The sequence below is a fragment of the Actinomadura chokoriensis genome (genome assembly GCF_041463665.1).
In the GTDB taxonomy this organism is placed as follows: domain Bacteria; phylum Actinomycetota; class Actinomycetes; order Streptosporangiales; family Streptosporangiaceae; genus Spirillospora; species Spirillospora chokoriensis_A.
Genome location: NZ_JAXCEJ010000020.1, coordinates 72275 through 91407, shown reverse-complemented (window position 1 = coordinate 91407; position 19133 = coordinate 72275). Strand labels below are relative to the sequence as shown.

Sequence of the window (19133 nt, the reverse complement as noted above, 5' to 3'; positions counted from 1 at the left end):
TGGAATCGCCGTGCGTTCCATGGTCCGGACCCCGTACGCTGGCGCCGTCCACGGAGGGTTCCAATCATGACGCTGACCGTCCTCTTCTGCGTCGATCCGCTCCACCCCCGGCGCGTTGACCCCCATTTCTCTCGCGAGGCCGCGGCCGTGCGGGACCACTACGGCGAGACGGCCCTGGTCGACCACGACGCGCTGCGGCGCGGTGACGTGGAGGACGCGATCGGCGCGGTCCCCTCCGGCTTGGGCCCGGTCTGGTATCGCGGCTGGATGCTGTCGGCGGAGGAGTACGCCGCGATGGCCGCCGCGCTGAAGCAGCGCGGGACGATCCTGCTGACGCACCCGGACGACTACAGGCGCGCGCACGAGCTGCCCGGCTGGCATGAGACGTTCGCCGGGCTGACCCCGCACAGCGTGTGGCGTCCACTCGGCACCGGCCAGGATCCGGGCGATCTCGGCGAGCTGGCCGAGCTGGTCCGGCCGCTGCGCGGCGGGCCCGCCGTCGTCAAGGACTACGTGAAGTCGTGCAAGCACGAGTGGGAGGAGGCGTGCTTCGTCCCGGACGTGAAGAACCTCGCCCAGCTGCACGACATCGCCTCCAAGATGGTCGCGCTACGCGACGACCATCTGGCGGGAGGTCTCGTCGTCCGCGAGTTCGAGGAGTACGACGGCGACGGCGAGGCGCGCGTGTGGTGGGTGGACGGCGAGCCCGCGCTGGTGGGGCCGCACCCTGACAGCCCCAGTGTGGAGCCCGATCCTGACCTGGATTCCGTGGCTCCGGCCGTCCGCGCCCTGGGCTGCCGGTTCATCACCACCGACCTGGCCCGGCGCGCCGACGGCGTCTGGCGTGTCGTGGAGGTCGGCGACGGCCAGGTCAGCGATCTGCCGTCGTCCGTGGACGCGATGGACCTCTACGCGCACCTGCCCGTTCCGGACTGACCGGCTCCTACCGGAGAGTCGAGGGGACGTCGAAGGTGGCGACGACGGCCTGCCAGACCTTCTTGGCCGGTTCGCCGTCGGCGAGGGCCTGCTCGACGGTGCGCCCGCCCAGTTCTGCCAGGACGTAGTCCTTGGCCACGCTCTGGGCATAGCTTTCACCGAACTGCTGGTTCATCCGATCCCAGAACACTGTGAGCCGCACGCTTTCACGCTATCCGACGGAGGGCTCCTCCAAGGACTGCGTGACCTCTTCGGGGACGCCGGGCCCGGTTCCCTGGCGGTATTGACGGTGCAGGCCCGTCAAGTAGCGCTCGACGCCTTCGATGACGCGGGCCGTCCGGTAGGAGGGGAAGACGTCGAACCCGTGCTGGGCGCCCTTCATCTCGGCATAGATGACGGGTGAGGCGGAGACGTCCCGGAGCCGCTCGACGAATCGCCGGGCCTCCGCCACGGGGATGAGCGAGTCGTGGCTGCCGTGGATGACGAAGAAGGGCGGCGCGTCCTCGCGGATGTACGTGACGGGGGACGCCTTGGCGTACAGCTCCTGGTTCTCAGCGAAGGGCTTCTTGACCACCATCTTCTCCAGGATGCGGGTGGCCCCCATGGGGACCGGCCATGGCCCCGCTTCAAAGAAGTTGTAGACGCCGTAGAACGGGACGGCGCCCTGCACGGTTGTATCGGCGTCTTCGAAGCCCGGCTGGAATTCGGGTTCGTTCGCGGTCAGCGCCACCATCGCGGTGAGGTGGCCACCGGCCGAGCCACCGGTCACGCAGAGGAAGTCAGGGTCGGCCCCGTACTCCTCGGCGTGCTCCTTGTACCAGGCGACGAAGTGTTTCAAGTCGATCAGGTGCTCAGGCCAGGTGGCGCGGGGGCTGAGCCGGTAGTTGACGTTGAATCCGACCCATCCCTGCAGGGCCATGTGGTTGAGCAGAGGCAGGCCCTGTTCGCGCTTGTCCCCGATGACCCACGCACCTCCGTGGATCTGCATGAGCCCGGGGCGCAGCTCCCCGTCGGCTGCGTCATCCGCCGGACGGAACACGTCCAGTCTGAGCCGGAGCCGGCCCTCCTCCCGGTACAGGACGTTGCGTTCGACACGCACTCCCTTGCGCGGGATCAGGCACAGCTGCGGGACGATCAGGTGCGCCAGCGGGTAACGGGGTGCGCCCTCCGGGTCGAGGTCGAGGGGTGCGCCGCTGTCCCGCAGGGTGACGACCGTACGGCGGGACGCGACGACGGTGGCCGCGATGCCCGCCATGGCGGCGAGCGCCAGGGCGAGGCCCGTCCAGCCCGCCCAGCCGTCCAGTCCTCCGAACGCGGCCGTGAGCGCGGTGGCGGCGGCCCAGGTGACGAGCACGTGCGGCGCCATCTCGATCGTCAGCCAGCCGAGGAAGAAGCTGGGCACGAGCAGGACGGCGTTGCGCCGGGGAGCGTGCGCGTTGGCGGCGACCAGGGCGAACAGGATCCCGAGGGCGAGCAGGACGTAGGGCATCGAGACTCCCTCTGGGGTGGGCGTCCTACCAGTAGGCCTATCGGTAGACCATGCCCGTACAAGCGCTTGCTTACAATGTGACGGGCGCCACATCGCCGCGTTCTGTCGGACCCGCGAGGCAGTATGGCGCCATGGGCGGTGACGTGCTCGAACGCTTCTCACCGGCGACCCGCGCCTGGTTCGCCGGCGCGTTCGCCGCGCCCACCCCGGCCCAGGCCGGGGCGTGGGAGTCGATCGCGGGCGGTGACAACACGCTGGTGGTGGCGCCGACAGGGTCCGGCAAGACCCTGGCGGCGTTCCTGTGGTCGCTCGACCGGCTCGCCCACGAGCCCGTCCCCGAAGAGCGGCTGCGGCGGTGCCGCGTCCTGTACGTGTCGCCGCTGAAGGCCCTCGCCGTGGACGTGGAGCGCAACCTGCGCGCCCCGCTGACCGGCATCCGGCACGCGGCGCGGCGGCTCGGCCTGCCCGAACCCGGCGTCCAGGTCGGGATGCGGTCGGGCGACACCCCGGCCGACGAGCGGCGCCGGCTCGCCGTCAAGCCGCCGGATATCCTGATCACGACACCGGAGTCGCTGTTCCTGATCCTCACCTCGCGGGCGCGCGAGTCGCTGCGCGGCGTCGAGACCGTCATCGTGGACGAGGTGCACGCGGTGGCCGGCACCAAGCGCGGCGCGCACCTGGCGCTCTCCCTCGAACGCCTCGACGCCCTCCTCGAACGGCCCGCGCAGCGGATCGGCCTGTCGGCGACCGTCCGCCCGACGGACGAGGTGGCGGCGTTCCTCGGCGGGAGCAGGCCGGCGACGGTCGTCCAGCCTCGGTCCGACAAGGTCTTCGACCTCGACATCGTCGTCCCCGTGGAGGACATGGGCGAGGTGGGCCAGTTCGTGGACGACTCCGGTGCGGCCGACCCCCGCCAGCGCAGCATCTGGCCCCATGTCGAAGACCGCCTGCTCGATCTCATCCAGGCGCACCGCTCGACGCTGGTCTTCGCGAACTCGCGCCGGCTTGCCGAGCGGCTCTGCGGACGGCTGAACGAACTCGCGTACGAGCGCGCGACAGGCGAGCCCCTCCCCGAGGACCATTCCCCCGCCGCCACGATGGCCCAGGCGGGTGCGGCCAGGGGAGCCCCCGTGGAGATCGCCAGGGCGCACCACGGCTCGGTCTCCAAAGAGGAACGGGCCGGCATCGAGAACGCCCTGAAGGAGGGCCGCCTCCCGGCGGTCGTGGCGACGTCCAGCCTGGAACTGGGCATCGACATGGGCGCCGTCGACCTGGTCGTCCAGGTGGAGTCGCCGCCGTCGGTGGCCAACGGGCTCCAGCGGGTCGGGCGCGCGGGCCACCAGGTCGGCGCCGTCTCCAAGGGCGTGATCTTCCCCAAGTACCGGGGCGACCTGGTCCAGACGACGGTCGTGGCCGAACGCATGCGCGGCGGCGAGATCGAGGAGCTGCGCTACCCGCGCAACCCTCTGGACGTCCTCGCGCAGCAGGTCGTCGCCATGGTCTCCATGGACGAGTGGGCCGTCGACGACCTCGAGTCACTCGTCCAGCGCGCCGCGCCCTACGCCTCCCTCCCGCGTTCGGCCCTGGAGGCGTGCCTCGACATGCTCGCCGGGCGCTACCCCAGCGACGAGTTCGGCGAGCTCCGCCCCCGGCTGGTCTGGGACCGCGTCACCGGCGTCCTGCGCGACCGTCCCGGCGCTCAGCGCCTCGCCGTGACGAGCGGAGGGACGATCCCTGACCGCGGCCTGTTCGGCGTGTTCCTCGTCGGCGACACCGCGTCCGCCAAGGGCGGAGCCTCCGGGAGGTCCCGCGTGGGCGAACTGGACGAGGAGATGGTCTACGAGTCACGCGTGGGCGACGTGTTCGTTCTCGGCGCCAGCTCGTGGCGCATCGAGGACATCACGCCCGACCGCGTGCTCGTCTCCCCCGCCCCCGGCCAGCCCGGCAAGCTCCCGTTCTGGCACGGCGACACCCTCGGGCGTCCGGCCGAACTGGGCCGCGCGCTCGGCTCGTTCACCCGCGAGCTGGCCGGGCTGCCCGCCGAGGAGGCGCAGAGCCGCGTCTCCGCCGCCGGGCTGGACGCCTGGGCGTCCGCAAACCTCGTCTCCTACCTGAACGAGCAGCGCGAGGCCACCGGGCACGTGCCCGACGACCGCACGATGGTCGTCGAACGGTTCCGCGACGAACTCGGTGACTGGCGGATGGTCGTCCACTCTCCGCTGGGCGCGCGTGTGCACGCGCCCTGGGCGCTCGCCATCGCGGGCCGCCTGCGCGAGCGGTACGGCCTCGACGCACAGGCCATGCACGCCGACGACGGCATCGTCATCCGCATCCCCGACATGGACGAGCCCCCCGGCGTCGACCTCGCGGTCTTCGACGCCGACGACATCGAACGCGTCGTCGTGGACGAGCTGGGCGGCTCGGCGCTGTTCGCGGCCCGGTTTCGCGAGTGCGCCGCGCGTTCGCTGCTGCTCCCCCGCCGCCGTCCGGACAAGCGCATGCCCCTCTGGCAGCAACGCCAGCGCGCCGCGCAACTCCTCGCCGTCGCGAGCAAGTACCCGTCGTTCCCGATCGTTCTGGAGACCATGCGCGAGTGCCTGCAGGACGTGTTCGACGTGCCCGGCCTGGTGCAGCTGATGCGCGACCTGTCGGGACGCAGGGTCCGCATGGTCGAGGTCGAGACGCCAGAGCCGTCGCCCTACGCGCGCTCCCTGCTGTTCCACTACGTCGGCGCGTTCATGTACGAGGGCGACTCGCCAATCGCCGAGCGCCGCGCCCAGGCGCTCGCGCTCGACTCGGCCCTGCTCGCCGAGCTGCTCGGCCAGGCCGACCTGCGCGAGCTCCTCGATCTCGACGCGGTCGCCGAGACCGAGAGCGAACTCCAGCGCCTGGCCCCGGGCCGCCGCGCCCGCGATCTGGAGGGCGTGGCCGACCTCCTGCGCACCCTCGGCCCCCTGACCACGGCAGAGGCCGCCGAACGCACCCTCCCGGTCCATGACGGCGGCGCCGCGGCCACGCTGGCGCAGGTGGCCCGGTGGCTGGTGGAGCTGGAGGGGGCTCGGCGGGCGATCCGGGTCCGGGTCGCGGGCGAGGAGCGGTGGGTCGCGATCGAGGACGCGGGGCGGTTGCGCGACGCGCTCGGGGCGCCGTTGCCGGTGGGCATCCCGGAGGCGTTCCTCGAACCGGTCGACGATCCGCTCGGCGATCTGGTCTCCCGGTACGCCCGCACGCACGGGCCGTTCCGGGTCGGCGAGGCCGCCGCGCGATTCGGGCTGGGCGCCGCGGTGGTCGTGGAGACCCTGCGGCGGCTGGCGGGCGCGGGGCGGGTCGTGGAGGGCGAGTTCCTGCCGGTCGAGGCCGTCACGGGTCCGCTGACGGCCGAATGGTGCGACACAAGCGTGCTCCGCATGCTGCGCCGCCGTTCCCTGGCCCGTCTCCGTGCCGAGGTGGAGCCTTCGCCGCCCGAATCGCTCGGCCGGTTCCTGCCGGTCTGGCACGGCATTTCGGGCGGGTCGCGGTTGCGGGGCATCGACGCGCTCGTCCAGGCGATCGAGCAGTTGCAGGGCGCGGCCGTCCCGGCCTCGGCGCTGGAGTCGCTGGTCCTGCCGTCCCGGGTGGCCGGCTACACCCCGGCCATGCTGGACGAGCTGACGTCCGCAGGCGAGGTCGTGTGGGCCGGGCAGGGAGGGCTGCCGGGCGGCGACGGATGGGTGGCGCTCTACCTGGCCGACACCGCGCCGCTCCTCATGCCGGAGCCTGCGGAGGTCACCCTCACACCGGTGCACCAGGCGATCCTGGACGCGCTGGGCGACGGGGGCGCCCTCTTCTTCCGGACGCTGTCCGACCGGGTGAACAGGGACGTCACCGCGAACGACGCCGCCCTCGTCACCGCCCTCTGGGATCTCGTGTGGTCCGGGCATCTCACCAACGACACGCTGGCGCCGCTTCGCGCGGCGCTTGGGTCCGGCCGTCCGACGCACCGTTCCAGGACGACGCGGCGCGGCCGTCCCGTCCTGCCGTCCCGGACGGGCCCGCCCACGGTCGCCGGACGCTGGTGGCCGCTCCCCGAACGGGAGACCACCGCGACGCTTCGCTCGCACGCTCTCGCCGAGGCGCTCTTGGAGCGGTACGGCATCGTCATACGCGGCGCCGTCGCGGCAGAACGCACTCCAGGCGGGTTCTCGGCCGTTTACCCGGTGCTGCGCGGGTTCGAGGAGACGGGCCGTTGCCGCCGGGGCTACTTCGTCGAGGGCCTGGGAGCGGCTCAGTTCGCTCTGCCGGGCGCCGTCGACCGGCTCCGCGCCCTGCGTCCCGCGACCGCTGCCTCGGACGACATCTCCGCGCTCTGGGAAACCCCCCGCAAACCCGACGTCCGCGCACTGGTGCTGGCCGCCGCCGACCCCGCCAACCCGTACGGGGCGGCCCTGCCGTGGCCGGGACGTGACGACGAGGTCGCCAGCGGCCACAAGCCCGGCCGCAAGGCGGGCGCGCTGGTGGTGCTGGTCGAGGGCCGCCTCGTCCTGTACGTCGAACGCGGCGGTCGCACCCTGCTCACCTGGGACGACGACCCGGACGTACTGCAACCCGCCGTGGACGCCCTCGCCCTGGCCGTCCGCGAGGGCGCCCTGGGCAAACTGACCGTGGAGCGCGCCGACGGCGAGTCGATCAACGACTCGCCGCTGGCCGCCGCACTGGAGTCGGCGGGCTTCCACCCGACTCCCCGCGGCCTCCGCCTCCGCTCCTGACGTCCCGTCCCCGGGGCGGGTCAGCGGCGGCCCTTGAACATGCTGATCAGGCCGCGGAAGGCTCGTTCGTCCAGGGAGCCGAAGGGGTTGTCGTGGACGAGGTACGTCCAGGTCGCGGAGGGGCGTTTCAGGCCCGCGGAGTCGAGGTCGACGCCGTTCTCGGTGGCGGTGAGGGCCTCGAAGGCGGCCACGGAGCGTTCCCGGGCGTCGGAGAGGAGGCGTTTGCCCGCCGGGACGGCCTCGCGGTTGAACTCGATCAGCGGGTCGAGACCGCGGCCGAGGGAGCGCAGGTGGATGCCTTCGCGCAGGTCGGCGAGGTAGGCGAGGTGCTCGGCCCAGCAGCGGTCCAGCTGGTAGAGGACGATCTGGCGCGCGGCGGCGGCCACCGCGTCCGCACCGGCGATCTTGGTGAGCTCGGCGTGCTTGCCGGGGGCGGAGGAGGCCATGGCCCGGTCGGCGGCGTCGCCGTTCAGGACGGCGTCGCGTTCGGTGAGCAGCTCGCGGCGCTGCAGCCCGATCAGGTGGTTGTAGCGCCAGGTGTTGCGGTGCAGTTCGAGGTCGACGCCTTCGGCGACGCGCTGGGCGTGCCCGACGATCCAGTGCGCGCCCTTGTCGGTGATGAGCCCGTCCCCGTCCGAGGACTCCTTGGTCTTCTCGTCGGGGGTCTTCTCGTCGGGCGCGTATCGGGTGACGAGGTCGTCCTGGAGGCTGGTGAAGAAGACGGAGCCGCCGGGGTCTCCCTGGCGGCCGGCGCGCCCGCGGAGCTGGTCGTCCAGGCGGCTGCTGTGGTAGCGGCCCGTCCCGATGACGAGCAGGCCGCCGGCCTGCGCCACCCGGTCGTGGTCGGAGCCGGCCGCGTCGGCGGGGGCGGTGCCGGGCGCGGCGGCCGGGCTGCCGCCGAGGCGGATGTCGGTGCCGCGGCCCGCCATCTGCGTGGAGACGGTGATCGCGCCGTACGCGCCCGCCTCGGCGATGATCGCGGCCTCCTCGGCGTCGTTCTTGGCGTTGAGGACGACGCGGTCGAGTCCGGCGCGGGCGAGGCTGCGGGCGAGGCGCTCGGACTCGGCGACGTCGCCGGTGCCGACCAGCACCGGCCGGCCGGCGGCGTGCGCGGCGGCGATCTCCTCGACGATCGCCACCTCCTTGTCGGCGGAGGTCGCGTAGAGGCGGTCCGGCCGGTCCTCGCGGACGCAGGGCCGGTTGGGCGGGATGACCGCGATCCGCAGCGAGTAGAACTCGGTGAGCTGGCCGGACACGGCCAGCGCGGTGCCGGTCATGCCGCACCGGACGGGGTAGCGCCCGATCAGCTCCTGGACGGTGATCGAGTCGAGGATCTCGCCGCTCGGGGACGCCTCCAGGGCCTCCTTCGCCTCGACCGCGGCCTGCAGGCCGTCGGGCCAGCGCTGCAGGAGGGCGACCCGGCCGCGCGACTCGCTGATCAGCTTCACGGCGCCGTCGCGGACGATGTAGTCCACGTCGCGGTGCAGCAGGACCTCGGCGTGCAGGGCCACGTTGACGGCGGTGAGGGTGCGCAGGTTCTCGGCGGCGTACAGGTCGAGGCCGAGGACGCGTTCCACCTCGTGCGTCCCGGCGGGCGTGAGCTGGACGTTCCGCGCCTCGTCGTCGGTCGAGTAGTGCAGGCCGGGCCGCAGCCGCCGGGCCAGGTCGGCGTACCGGGGGTCGGCCGCGTCGAGGTCGGCGGCGCCGGCGAGGACGAGCGGCACCATGGCCTCGTCCACGAGCACCGAGTCGGCCTCGTCGATCAGCGCGACGGACGGCGGGGGCAGCACGGTGTCGGCGGCGTCGGTGACGAGCCGGTCCCGGAGGAGATCGAACCCGACCTCGCTGACCGGTGCGTAGGTGACGTCGGCCGCGTACGCCGCCCGCCGCTCCCCGGGCGTGGACGACTGCCCGACCCAGCCGGCCGAGACGCCCAGCATCGCGTACAGCGGGCCCATCCACTCGGCGTCGCGCCGCGCCAGGTAGTCGTTGACGGACATCACGTGGACCTGGTGGCCGCGCAGCGCGTACCCGGCGGCGGCCAGGGCCCCCGACAGGGTCTTGCCCTCGCCGGTGGCCATCTCGGCGACGTGCCCGGACAGCAGCGCCAGCGTCCCGATCAGCTGGACGTCGAAGGGCCGCTCCCCGAGCGTCCGGCGGGCGGCCTCCCGGCCGAGGGCGCACAGCTCGGCGAGGTCCTCCTTGTCGCGGAGCGCGGACGCGGCGGCGGTCAGTTCGGCGTCGGACAGCTTCCGCACGCGGGGCTCGCGCGCCCCCGCCTCGTCCACCAGGGCGCGGAAGGGCGCCAGGTCGGCGCTCCCCGGCTTCTGGACGAGCCGCCGCAGCCGGTCACGCAGCGCCATCGGTGCGCCTCGGTTCTTCGCTCAAGGTTCCCCCAACGGGCGGGTACGGGACGGGTGTCTCCCCTCCATGATCCCAGGGGAAGCCCGGCCGCGCCCAGGGGCGCCATACGCTGTTGGTCTGACCTCGATTTCATTCCTCGGACGGATCCCCCGGGCCCTCTCATTTGAGAGCATGAAGGCATCACGGGGTTTGCGGTGGCCAAGGGGAAAGCGCCACCGCGGAACGGGGTTTCGCCATGACACCTACGGCACGGAAGGCCGCCGCGCTCCGGCGCAAGCGCCAGGTCATCAGTCAGACCGTCATCGACCGCGCGCTGAACGACCCGCGGCGCCACAAGGAGGCCGCCGTCGAGGCGGTGGCCTCCAAGTAACGGATGGCCGCCAAGTAACGAGCGCCCGCCGAGCGGCGGGGTGGGCCGCCGAGTGGCCGCGCAAGCGAGGTGCCCCCGCCGCCCGGCGGGGGCACGTGCTTCCTACGACCTTTCCTGCGACTCTTCTACGGGGCGCCGTCCGCGGAGAAGACGTCGTCGCGGGCCTTCTGCAGCGCCGCGTGCAGGGCGCCGCGCAGCACGGGATTGCCCTCCACCTCGGTCACGGCCACGGTGGGGCGGGTCGGGCTGACCTGGCCGACGATCCTCTCTATGCGGCCGGCGAGGGGACGTCCGCCCGCCCGTCCGAGGCTGCCCGAAAGCACGACGAGCCCCGGGTCCAGCACGATGTTGACCGAGGTCACGCCGTAGGAGATGCGGTTGGCGAGCTCGTCCAGGAACGCGCCGCCGCGGTCCTCGTCGGCCGCGGCCGCGCTGACGCAGTCGAACGCGGTCGCCTCGGCGATCCCGTGCTCGTGGGCGAGGCTCCGGACGGCGTCCGCGCCGACGAGCGCCCCGTAGCCCCCGGCGAGGGTCGGGATGCCCCAGGTCGTCGACTCGGTGACGCCCCGCTCCTCCCGCGGGCCGCGCCGGGCGGCGCCCACCGGCAGCGGCGCGCCGGGGACCGGCAGGTAGCCGATCTCGCCCGCGCCGCCCCACCGGCCGCGGTGCAGCCGTCCGCCGAGCATGACCGACAGGCCCATCCCGCGGTCGAACCACATGAGCGCGAAGTCGTCGGCGTCCCGAGCGGCGCCGTAGGCCCGCTCGGCGACGGCGGCGAGGTTGACGTCGTTCTCGATGGTCACGGGCCGGCGCAGGTCGGTCTTCAGCGCGGCGAGGACGCCCTCGTGCCAGGACGGCAGGTCGAAGGAGAACTGGACGTCGCCGGAGCGCGGGTCGACGACGCCGGGCGTCCCGATGACGAAGGCGCTCAGCCTCGACACGGCGACCTCGGCGGACCGGCACGCCTTGACGACGGCGCTGTGCACCACCTTCACCGGCTCGTCGGCGCCGTTCGGGTCCACGGTGACCTGGGCGGCGATGTGCCCGGTGATGTCGGCCACGCTGGCGGTGACCCCGTCCGGCCCCACCTCCAGCCCGGCGACGTAGGCGCTGGAGGGGACGACGGCGTACAGCGCGGCGTTGGGCCCCCGCCCGCCGGCCTGCTCGCCGACGACCGTGACGAGCCCGCGCTCCTTCAGTCTCGACAACAGCTGCGATGCGGTTACCTTCGACAGTCCGGTGTGCTCGCCGATCTGCGCGCGGGTCAGCGGGCCCTGTTCGACGAGCAGGTCCAGCGCCGCACGGTCGTTGAGCTCACGCAGCAGCCTCGGCGTTCCCGGGCGTCTGGCCATGCCGGCCCCCCTCGATGTCTCAATCCGCTAACGAGCAGTTTTGTTTAGGAAAGTTTCTTGTTAGTTTACGCCCAAGCGCCGACCCGTCCGGTACCCCGGCCGGGGGCGCGCGCAGAGCGCGGACTGGCGAGCAGGGCGCCCGCGAGCGTTCCGAACGCGAGAGGGGCATGGCCAGGACCCTAGAGGGTCCGGGCCCGCTCCCCCGCACCGCAGGCCACAAGGCCGCGCGGGCGATGCCGGAAAGGATCCCCCAGTGAAGTACACCAAGATTGCGGCCGCGGCGGCCGCGATCGCCCTGGCCGCCACGGCCTGCGGCGGCGACGGCAAGGACGACGAATCCGGCGCGGGCAAGGACCCCGCCCAGCTCAAGGTCTGGATGATGGGCGACGGGACGCCCGAGCAGACCAAGCTCCTCGACGGCGTCGAGACGGAGTTCAAGCAGAAGCACCCGAACACCGACGTCCAGATCAAGTACGTGCCGTGGCCGCAGGTCGCCACCACGTTCCAGAAGGCGGCGGCGGGCGGCGAGGGCCCGGACGTGACCGAACTCGGCAACACCGACGTCCAGTCCCACATCGACCAGGGCAGCCTGGCCGACATCACCGGCGAGTTCAACGGCTGGGCGGACGGCAAGACGCTCAACAAGACCGCGCTCGGCAACGACGGCGCGGGCGGCAAGATCTACGCGGTGCCGTGGTACGGCGGCGTCCGCGGCATCTGGTACCGCACGGACTGGTTCCAGGAGCTCGGCGTCCAGCCGCCGAAGAGCTGGGCCGACCTCACCGCCGCGGCGAAGAAGGTGCAGGACGCCAAGAAGGTCCCCGGCGTCGGCGCCCCGAGCGACCAGACCAACGCCCTGCTCAGCTTCATCTGGGGCAACGGGGGCGAGGTCGCCGCAGACGACGGCGACGGCGGCTGGAAGGGGCAGCTCGACCAGCCCGCGGCCGTCGAGGCGGTGAAGTACTACACCGGCCTCGTCACCACCGAGAAGGTCGCGCCCGAGAAGTACGTCGGCAAGAACGAGCTGGAGGGCCCGCAGCGCGACTTCGCGCTCGGCAAGCTCGGCATGTACATCGACGGCAGCTGGGCGCTGAAGCAGATGAAGGAGATCTCCCCCAAGGACGCCGACAAGTGGGGCGTCTTCCCGATCCCGGCCAAGAACGGCGGCAACGCCCCGGCGCTCGCGGGCGGCTCCGACCTCGCCGTCTGGAAGGACAGCAAGGCCAAGGCCGCGGCCTTCGACTACATCACGGTCCTGAACAACGCCAAGAACGCCAAGGCGTGGGCCGACTACAGCGGCTTCTCGTCCATGCGGTCGGACGTGAAGTTCACCGATCCGAAGCTGGAGGTCTTCACCCAGATCGCCGGCAACACCAAGTTCCCGCCGATCGGCCCCGGCTGGGCGGAGTTCGAGCAGGCCAAGAAGGTGCTGCCGAACACCGTCAAGGCGATCATGCAGGGCAAGAACGCCGACGCGGAGATGAAGAAGGCGAACGAGCAGGCCAACACCCTGCTGAACCCCTAGCTCACGGCTGATCGGAACGTCCATGCTCGACACCGCCCCAGCGGTGCGGAGAACGCCCGGCCGGAGGACCTCCGGCCGGGCGCGCCCCGGCCGCCGGCCCCGCCTCGGGCCCTACCTGCTGATCGCGCCGACCGCGCTCGTGATCGCCGTCCTGATGTTCTGGCCGATGATCCAGATCGGGATCATGTCGTTCCAGAAGGTCGGCAACCGCCAGCTGCGCGGCGAGCCGGCCGAGCGGGTGGGGACCGAGAACTTCGACAAGATCCTCAACGACCCGTTCTTCTGGCGGACCCTCGAGCACACCGTGCTGTTCGCCGTCGTCGCGGTGAGCCTGACCCTGGTCATCGGGACGCTGGTGGGGCTGCTGCTGAACAAGCTCGGCAAGAAGATGTCGGGCGTCGTCGCGGGCGGCGTGATGGTCGCGTGGGCGACCCCGCCGGTCACCGCGGCGATCATCTTCAGCTGGCTGTTCGGCACCACCGGCGGGCTCGTCAACTGGTCCCTCGACCTGCTGCCGGACTTCCTCGTCGGCGGCGGCTGGACCGACTACAACTGGTTCGCCACGCCGCTGTCCACCTACACCGTGCTGACGGTGTGCGTGGTGTGGCAGGCGTGCCCGTTCATCGCCGTGTCCGTGCTGGCCGGGCTGAAGAGCGTCCCGGGCGAGCTGTACGAGGCGGCGCGGGTGGACGGGGCGGGCCCGTGGCGGACGTTCTGGAGCATCACCTACCCGATGCTCAAGCCGATCTTCATGGTGCTGCTCGTCATGTCGGTCATCTGGGACTTCAAGGTCTTCACGCAGCTGTTCATCATGTCCGGGCTGGCCAACCGCGACGCGTTCAACCTGTCGCTCTACGCCTACTCCGAGGCGTTCGGCTCGCTGAATCCGAAGCTCGGCATGGGCTCGGCGATCGCTCTCGTGCTCACGTTCATCCTGCTCATCGTCACCGCCCTGTACGTGCGGGTCATGGTCCGACAGGGGGAGACGCGATGAGGACCTCGCTGACACGCAGGATCCTGCTCAACGGGACGGGGCTGCTCGTCTTCGCCATCGCGGTCTTCCCCGTCTTCTGGATGGCGTCCACCGCGTTCAAGCCCAACAGCGAGATCTTCAGCTCGACGCCGAAGCCGCTGCCCGCCCACCCGACGCTGAAGCACTTCGACCTGGTGCTGAACGGCGGCATCGCCGAGGTCTCCTTCTGGGAGTACTTCGCCAACAGCGCGATCCTCGCGGTCGTCACCGTCCTCGCGTCCGGCCTGCTCGCGCTGATGGCCGCCACCGCCGTCGCCCGGTTCCGCTTCCGGTTCCGCACGACGTTCCTGGTCATGCTGCTGGTGGTGCAGATGGTGCCGCTGGAGGCGCTCGTCATCCCGCTCTTCCTCGACCTGAAGCAGCTCGATCTGCTGAACAGCCTGGCGGGACTCTCGCTCGTCTACATCGGCTTCGCCGTGCCGTTCGCGATCTGGATGCTGCGCGGCTTCGTCGCCGCGGTGCCGCGCGAACTGGAGGAGGCCGCCGCCATCGACGGGGCCGGCCCCGTCCGGACGTTCTTCACCGTCATGCTCCCGCTGGTGGCGCCCGGACTCGTGGCGACCAGCATCTTCTCCTTCATCACCGCCTGGAACGAGTTCATCTTCGCCTACACGTTCCTCGAAGACCAGAACAAGTACACCCTGCCGATCATGCTGCAGTTCTTCTTCGGCCGCAGCGGCAACGCCTGGGGGCCCATCATGGCAGCGTCCACGCTGCTCACCATTCCCGTCATCGCCTTCTTCCTGCTCGTCCAGCGCCGCATGGTGTCCGGCCTCACCGCCGGGGCGGTGAAGGGGTGACGACCGACGACATCGCGACCACGGCGGAGATCGCCCGGCTGGCGCGCGGCACGCTGCTCCCGTCGTTCCCCGGGGCGACCGCGCCGCGCTGGCTGCTGGACGAGCTGGAGGCCGGCCTCGGCGGCGTCACGCTGTTCGCCCTCGTCGGCAACGTGCCGAGCCAGGAGTCCCTCGCCGCGCTCACCGCGCAGATGCGCAAGGCGGGCGACCCCTTCGTCACGATCGACGAGGAGGGCGGCGACGTCACCCGCCTCGGCGGCCACGCCACCGGCAGCCCCTACCCGGGCAACGCCGCGCTCGGCGCCGTGGACGACCCCGAACTGACCCGCCGCGTCTACCGCTCCCTGGGGGCCGAGCTGGCCGAGGTCGGCGTCAACCTCAACTTCGCACCGTCGGTGGACGTCAACACCGCCGACGACAACCCGGTCATCGGGACCCGCTCGTTCGGCTCCGACCCCGAACTGGTCGCCCGGCACGGCGCCGCGGCCGTCACCGGGACGCAGGAGGCGGGCGTCGCCGCCTGCGCGAAGCACTTCCCCGGCCACGGCTCCACGGTGGAGGACTCGCACCTGTCGATCCCGCTCGTCGACGCCGACCTGGAGCTGCTGGACCGCCGCGAGCTGGTGCCGTTCCGCGCCGCGATCGCCGCCGGCGCCCGCGCGGTGATGACCGGCCACCTCGACCTGCCCGCGATCACCGGGGGCGTGCCGGCCACCCTGTCGCACGCCGCGATCACCGGGCTGCTCCGCGAGCGCCTCGGCTACCGGGGCGTGATCGTCACCGACGCGCTCGACATGGCGGGCGCGAGCGGCGCGATCGGCATCCCGGAGGCGTCCGTGCGGGCCCTGATCGCGGGCGCCGACCTGCTCTGCCTCGGCTCGCACGAGCACGCCGAGACCGTCGCGGCGACCCTCGACGCGATCGGCGAGGCGGTGCGGACCGGTCGGCTGTCCCCGGGCCGGCTGGCGGACGCCGCGCGGCGCACCGCGCGGCTCAGGGAGTGGCTCGCCGGGCACGCCCCCGCCGCGGTCGACCGCGCCGCCGGCCTGGAGGCCGCCCGCCGCGCCGTCCGCGTCTTCGGAGCGCTCCCAGGCTGGGCCGGGGCGCCGCTGGTCGTCGAGACGGAGTCGACCGGCAACATCGCCGTCGGCCCGACCCCGTGGGGCCTGCACCCGTGGGCGCCCGACGCCGTCCGGGCCGACGGAGCGGGCGCGGCCTACGGAGCCGGCGGAACGGTGGCCGGGATCCTGGATCGTGCCAAGGGACGCGGCCTGGTCGTCGTCCTGCGCGACGCACACCGGCACGCCGGGCAGCGCGCCCTCGCGACGGCCCTGCTGACGGCCCGCCCCGACACCGTCGTCGTGGAGATGGGGCTGCCCGTCTGGCGTCCCGGATCGGCCGTGTACCTGGCCACCTACGGCGCCGCCGCCGCCAATGCCCAGGCCGCCGCCGAACTCCTCGGGTTGGCCCCGACCGGCTAGACCCGCGGCTCGCCCGCCGGAGAGGGGGCCCGGTCCGGGGGGCGCGCCGCGCTCGGCGGACGAGGCAGTGCCCGACCGGTCCGGTCGGCAAGGGATAATACGAGTATGCGATTGTCCGCCCGGGTCGATTACGCGCTGCGCGCCTCCGCCGAGCTGGCGGTCGCCGGGAGTCACCCGGTGACCGCGGTACAGCTCGCGGAGGCCCAGCAGATTCCGCCCAAATTCCTGGAGAACATCCTCGGCCAGCTGCGCCGGTCCGGCCTCGTGCGGAGCCAGCGGGGCCCCGAGGGCGGCTACTGGCTGGCGCGGCCCGCCGAGCGGATCTCCCTCGCCGACATCATCCGCGCGATCGACGGGCCGCTGCTCGGCGTCCGGGGCGAGCGCCCCGAGCACGTCGGGTACGAGGGGCCGGCGCATTCCCTGCAGGAGGTGTGGATCGCGCTGCGCGCCAGCGAACGGTCCATCCTGGAGCAGGTCACGCTCGCGCACATCGCGTCCGGGGAACTGCCCGCCCCCGTCCGCAAGCTGACCGAGGACCCGTCCGCCTGGGAGAGCCCCTCCTTCATCTGAGCCATGCCGGAAGGGGACGTCGTCTGGCTGACGGCCCGGCGGTTGCGCGAGGCGCTCGCCGGGCGGACGCTCACGCGTTCGGACTTCCGCGTCCCCCGGTTCGCCACCGCCGACCTGCGCGGGCGGACGGTCCTGGACGCCGTCTCGCGGGGCAAGCACCTCCTCCTGCGCGTCGAGGGCGGGCTCACCGTGCACACGCATCTGCTGATGGAGGGACGCTGGCAGATCCGCCGGTCGGGGCCGGTGCCGCGCGACCACCGGATCCGGCTGGTGCTGGCGAACGCGCAGTGGCAGGCGGTCGGCTACTCGCTCGGCCTGGTCGAGCTGCTGCGCACCGCCGAGGAGGACGAGGCCGTCGGTCACCTCGGGCCCGATCTCCTCGATCCGTCATGGGCCGCGGAGATGGCGGCCGGGGCCGCGGCGCGGCTGGGCGAGCAGCCGGAGCGGGCGGTCGGGGAGGCGCTGCTCGACCAGACGCGGCTCGCGGGGATCGGCAACGTCTACAAGGCCGAGGTCCTGTTCCTGAGGGGCGTGAACCCGTGGGCGCGTGTCGGTGACGTCCCCGACCTGCCGGGGCTCGTGGAGCTGTCTCACCGGCTCCTGGACGCCAACAAGGAGCGGCACGGCCACATCACCACCGGCGACCTCGGACGCGGGCGGGAGCACTGGGTGTACGGGCGGGCCGGACGCCCCTGCCGGCGCTGCGGGACGCGGATCGAGCGGGCCGAGCAGAAGGGGCGCGTCACTTACTGGTGCCCGCGCTGCCAGCCGGCGCCCAAGTCGCGCGGGTAGCGGGGCAGCAGGGGCAGCGGGTCGGCGCCCGCCCTGGCCCCCGGTGCCGCCGGGGCGGGTCGCCGCCTAGCCGGGTCGCCGGATCCTGCGCCCGCACCACGATCCTCGGTCGGCGATCACCCCAAGTCAATTCTCGGGTTTTCTTATTGATCGCTTAGCTCTAGCTTGGGCTCATGACCCTGGACGATCTCCGCGTGTTCGTGGCCGTCTGCACGGTGGGCAACCTCAGCGCCGTCGCACGGGATCTGGCGTGCAGCCAGTCGGCGGTCAGCCAGCACGTCAAGCGGCTGGAGCGGGAGACCGGGCTGGTCCTGCTGGAGCGGCGGCCGCGCGGGGTGGTGCCGACGCGGGCCGGGCGCATCCTGCACCAGGCCGCGACGGAGGGCATCGCCGGGCTGGACGCGGCGCTGCGCCACCTCGACGACCTGCGCCGCGGGGTCGGCGGCACCGTCCGGGTCGCGACCGGCGCGACGACCGTCCGGCACTTCATGGCGGCGGGCGTGGCGGCCTTCCGGGACCGGCACCCCGAGGCGGCCCTCCAGTTCGAGACGGCGGCCTCCAGCCGCCGCTGCCTGGAGGCCGTCCGCTCGCACACCGCGGACCTGGCCTGGGTGACGATCGGCCCGCCGCTCGACGGCGTGGAGCAGCGCGCTTCGTCCGAGCTGGCGTGGATGCTCGCCGTCCATGCGGGCGATCCTCTCGCGGGACGCACGTCCGTCACGCTGGACGACCTGTCGGGAATCCAGTACATCGAACTGCCCGCGCACTCCACGTCCCGCGTCCACCTGGAGATGCACCTCGAACGGCACGGTGTGCGGCTGACGTCCACCACCAGCGTCGCGGACTGGGACACCGCTCTCCTGCTCGCCGAACTGGGGCTCGGCCACGCGATCCTTCCGGCGCTGCCGGGTTGGGGGCGCGGCAGGGGAGACGTCCGGCTGATCCCGATCCCGGACCTGCCTCCGCTCGCCGCCGGCTGGGCCGCACGCCGCTGGGACGCCCTGAGCCCCCTCGCGATCGAGTTCGCCGAAACGGTCCTGGAGCATCTGCGGGCCTGACCGTGCGGCGACACGAAAAGCCCCGGTCCCCGCCGGGAACGGCGGGGACCGGGGCTTCGCACTCGGGTCGCGATCGCGCCGGGATCACGTTGGCACGTGATCGCGTGGCGCGGGGCGGGCCCGGATCGCAATCGTCAGGTCTGGGCCTGGAACATCCAGTGCTGCTTCTCAAGCTCGGCGGTGATGCCGATGAGCAGGTCCTGGGTCACCGGGTCGGGCTCGTCGGTCGCCGCGATGCGCTCCCGGAACCGGCCGATGATCTGCGCCAGGGTGTCGGTGACCGCGGCGACGACCTTGTCGTCGTCGAGGTAGCCGGCCTCCAGCTGCGGCAGTTCAGTCCGGTCGGCGACCGTGCGGGAACGGCCGTCGGGGTTCACGCCGATAGCCACGGCGCGCTCTGCGACGTCGTCCTGGCCGCTACGGGCCAGCGCCACGACTTCGTCGAGGTGCTCGTGCACGACCTTGAAGTTGCGCCCGGTCAGGTTCCAGTGCGCCTGCTTGGCCACAAGGGACAGATCGATGAGATCGACGAGAGCGCCCTGCAGGGCCTGCCCAGCCGCCTTCACGGCCTGCTCCGGAAGCGGGCTCTTGACCGTCGCCATTATCGGGCTCCTTCCG

Annotated in this window: 15 protein-coding genes; 10 read left to right on the top strand and 5 right to left on the bottom strand. The window is 72.5% G+C overall.

Annotated features, from left to right (window positions below; translation table 11 throughout):
• The first annotated feature begins 66 nt into the window (after window positions 1–66).
• Window positions 67–936: an ATP-grasp domain-containing protein gene (locus SM418_RS27500; protein WP_371944580.1), complete on the top strand. Its 870-nt coding sequence runs from the start codon at window positions 67–69 to the stop codon at window positions 934–936.
• Between the two features lie 7 nt (window positions 937–943).
• Here the strand turns inward: SM418_RS27500 and SM418_RS27495 are convergent, their stop codons facing one another.
• Both SM418_RS27495 and SM418_RS27490 read right to left on the bottom strand, forming a co-directional pair.
• Entirely contained in the window at window positions 944–1138 is a 195-nt protein-coding gene (locus SM418_RS27495) for a DUF3046 domain-containing protein (RefSeq protein WP_371944582.1), read from the bottom strand.
• Between the two features lie 9 nt (window positions 1139–1147).
• Window positions 1148–2425 (bottom strand): alpha/beta hydrolase fold domain-containing protein, encoded by a 1278-nt coding sequence (locus SM418_RS27490; protein WP_371944584.1) that lies wholly within the window; start codon window positions 2423–2425, stop codon window positions 1148–1150.
• 131 nt (window positions 2426–2556) lie between these two features.
• Between SM418_RS27490 and SM418_RS27485 the strand changes: the two genes are divergently transcribed.
• The gene (locus SM418_RS27485) at window positions 2557–7170 is read left to right on the top strand and encodes an ATP-dependent helicase (protein WP_371944586.1); all 4614 of its coding nucleotides are present in this window, start codon (window positions 2557–2559) and stop codon (window positions 7168–7170) included.
• Between the two features lie 20 nt (window positions 7171–7190).
• On the opposite strand, the gene secA2 is transcribed toward SM418_RS27485, so the two are convergent.
• Window positions 7191–9533, bottom strand: a complete 2343-nt coding sequence (gene secA2, locus SM418_RS27480; RefSeq protein WP_371944588.1) for an accessory Sec system translocase SecA2 — start codon at window positions 9531–9533, stop codon at window positions 7191–7193.
• A 236-nt stretch (window positions 9534–9769) separates the two neighbouring features.
• On the opposite strand from secA2, the gene SM418_RS27475 reads away from it, so the two are divergent.
• Window positions 9770–9904, top strand: coding sequence for a hypothetical protein (locus tag SM418_RS27475; protein WP_371944590.1), 135 nt, complete (start codon window positions 9770–9772; stop codon window positions 9902–9904).
• Between the two features lie 125 nt (window positions 9905–10029).
• Here the strand turns inward: SM418_RS27475 and SM418_RS27470 are convergent, their stop codons facing one another.
• Window positions 10030–11256: an ROK family transcriptional regulator gene (locus SM418_RS27470; protein ID WP_371944592.1), complete on the bottom strand. Its 1227-nt coding sequence runs from the start codon at window positions 11254–11256 to the stop codon at window positions 10030–10032.
• A gap of 253 nt (window positions 11257–11509) precedes the next feature.
• Here SM418_RS27470 and SM418_RS27465 point away from each other — a divergent pair, with 253 nt between their 5' ends.
• From SM418_RS27465 to SM418_RS27435, 7 genes are all read left to right on the top strand, one after another.
• Window positions 11510–12781, top strand: coding sequence for an extracellular solute-binding protein (locus tag SM418_RS27465; protein ID WP_371944594.1), 1272 nt, complete (start codon window positions 11510–11512; stop codon window positions 12779–12781).
• Window positions 12782–12803: 22 nt separating this feature from the next.
• On the top strand, window positions 12804–13775 hold the full coding sequence (locus tag SM418_RS27460; protein ID WP_371944596.1) for a carbohydrate ABC transporter permease: 972 nt from the start codon (window positions 12804–12806) through the stop codon (window positions 13773–13775).
• Window positions 13772–14614, top strand: a complete 843-nt coding sequence (locus SM418_RS27455) for a carbohydrate ABC transporter permease (RefSeq protein WP_371944597.1) — start codon at window positions 13772–13774, stop codon at window positions 14612–14614. Before SM418_RS27460 ends, SM418_RS27455 begins: the two co-directional genes overlap by 4 nt.
• Complete coding sequence (locus SM418_RS27450) at window positions 14611–16095, top strand: glycoside hydrolase family 3 protein (RefSeq protein WP_371944598.1); 1485 nt, start codon at window positions 14611–14613, stop codon at window positions 16093–16095. Before SM418_RS27455 ends, SM418_RS27450 begins: the two co-directional genes overlap by 4 nt.
• Before the next feature lie 105 nt (window positions 16096–16200).
• Window positions 16201–16665, top strand: a complete 465-nt coding sequence (locus SM418_RS27445; protein WP_371944600.1) for an RrF2 family transcriptional regulator — start codon at window positions 16201–16203, stop codon at window positions 16663–16665.
• Between the two features lie 3 nt (window positions 16666–16668).
• Entirely contained in the window at window positions 16669–17457 is a 789-nt protein-coding gene (locus SM418_RS27440) for a DNA-formamidopyrimidine glycosylase family protein (protein WP_371944602.1), read from the top strand.
• A 173-nt stretch (window positions 17458–17630) separates the two neighbouring features.
• The gene (locus tag SM418_RS27435; RefSeq protein ID WP_371944604.1) at window positions 17631–18515 is read left to right on the top strand and encodes a LysR family transcriptional regulator; all 885 of its coding nucleotides are present in this window, start codon (window positions 17631–17633) and stop codon (window positions 18513–18515) included.
• A 134-nt stretch (window positions 18516–18649) separates the two neighbouring features.
• Here the strand turns inward: SM418_RS27435 and SM418_RS27430 are convergent, their stop codons facing one another.
• On the bottom strand, window positions 18650–19117 hold the full coding sequence (locus tag SM418_RS27430; RefSeq protein WP_371944606.1) for a Dps family protein: 468 nt from the start codon (window positions 19115–19117) through the stop codon (window positions 18650–18652).
• Between the last annotated feature and the right edge of the window lie 16 nt (window positions 19118–19133).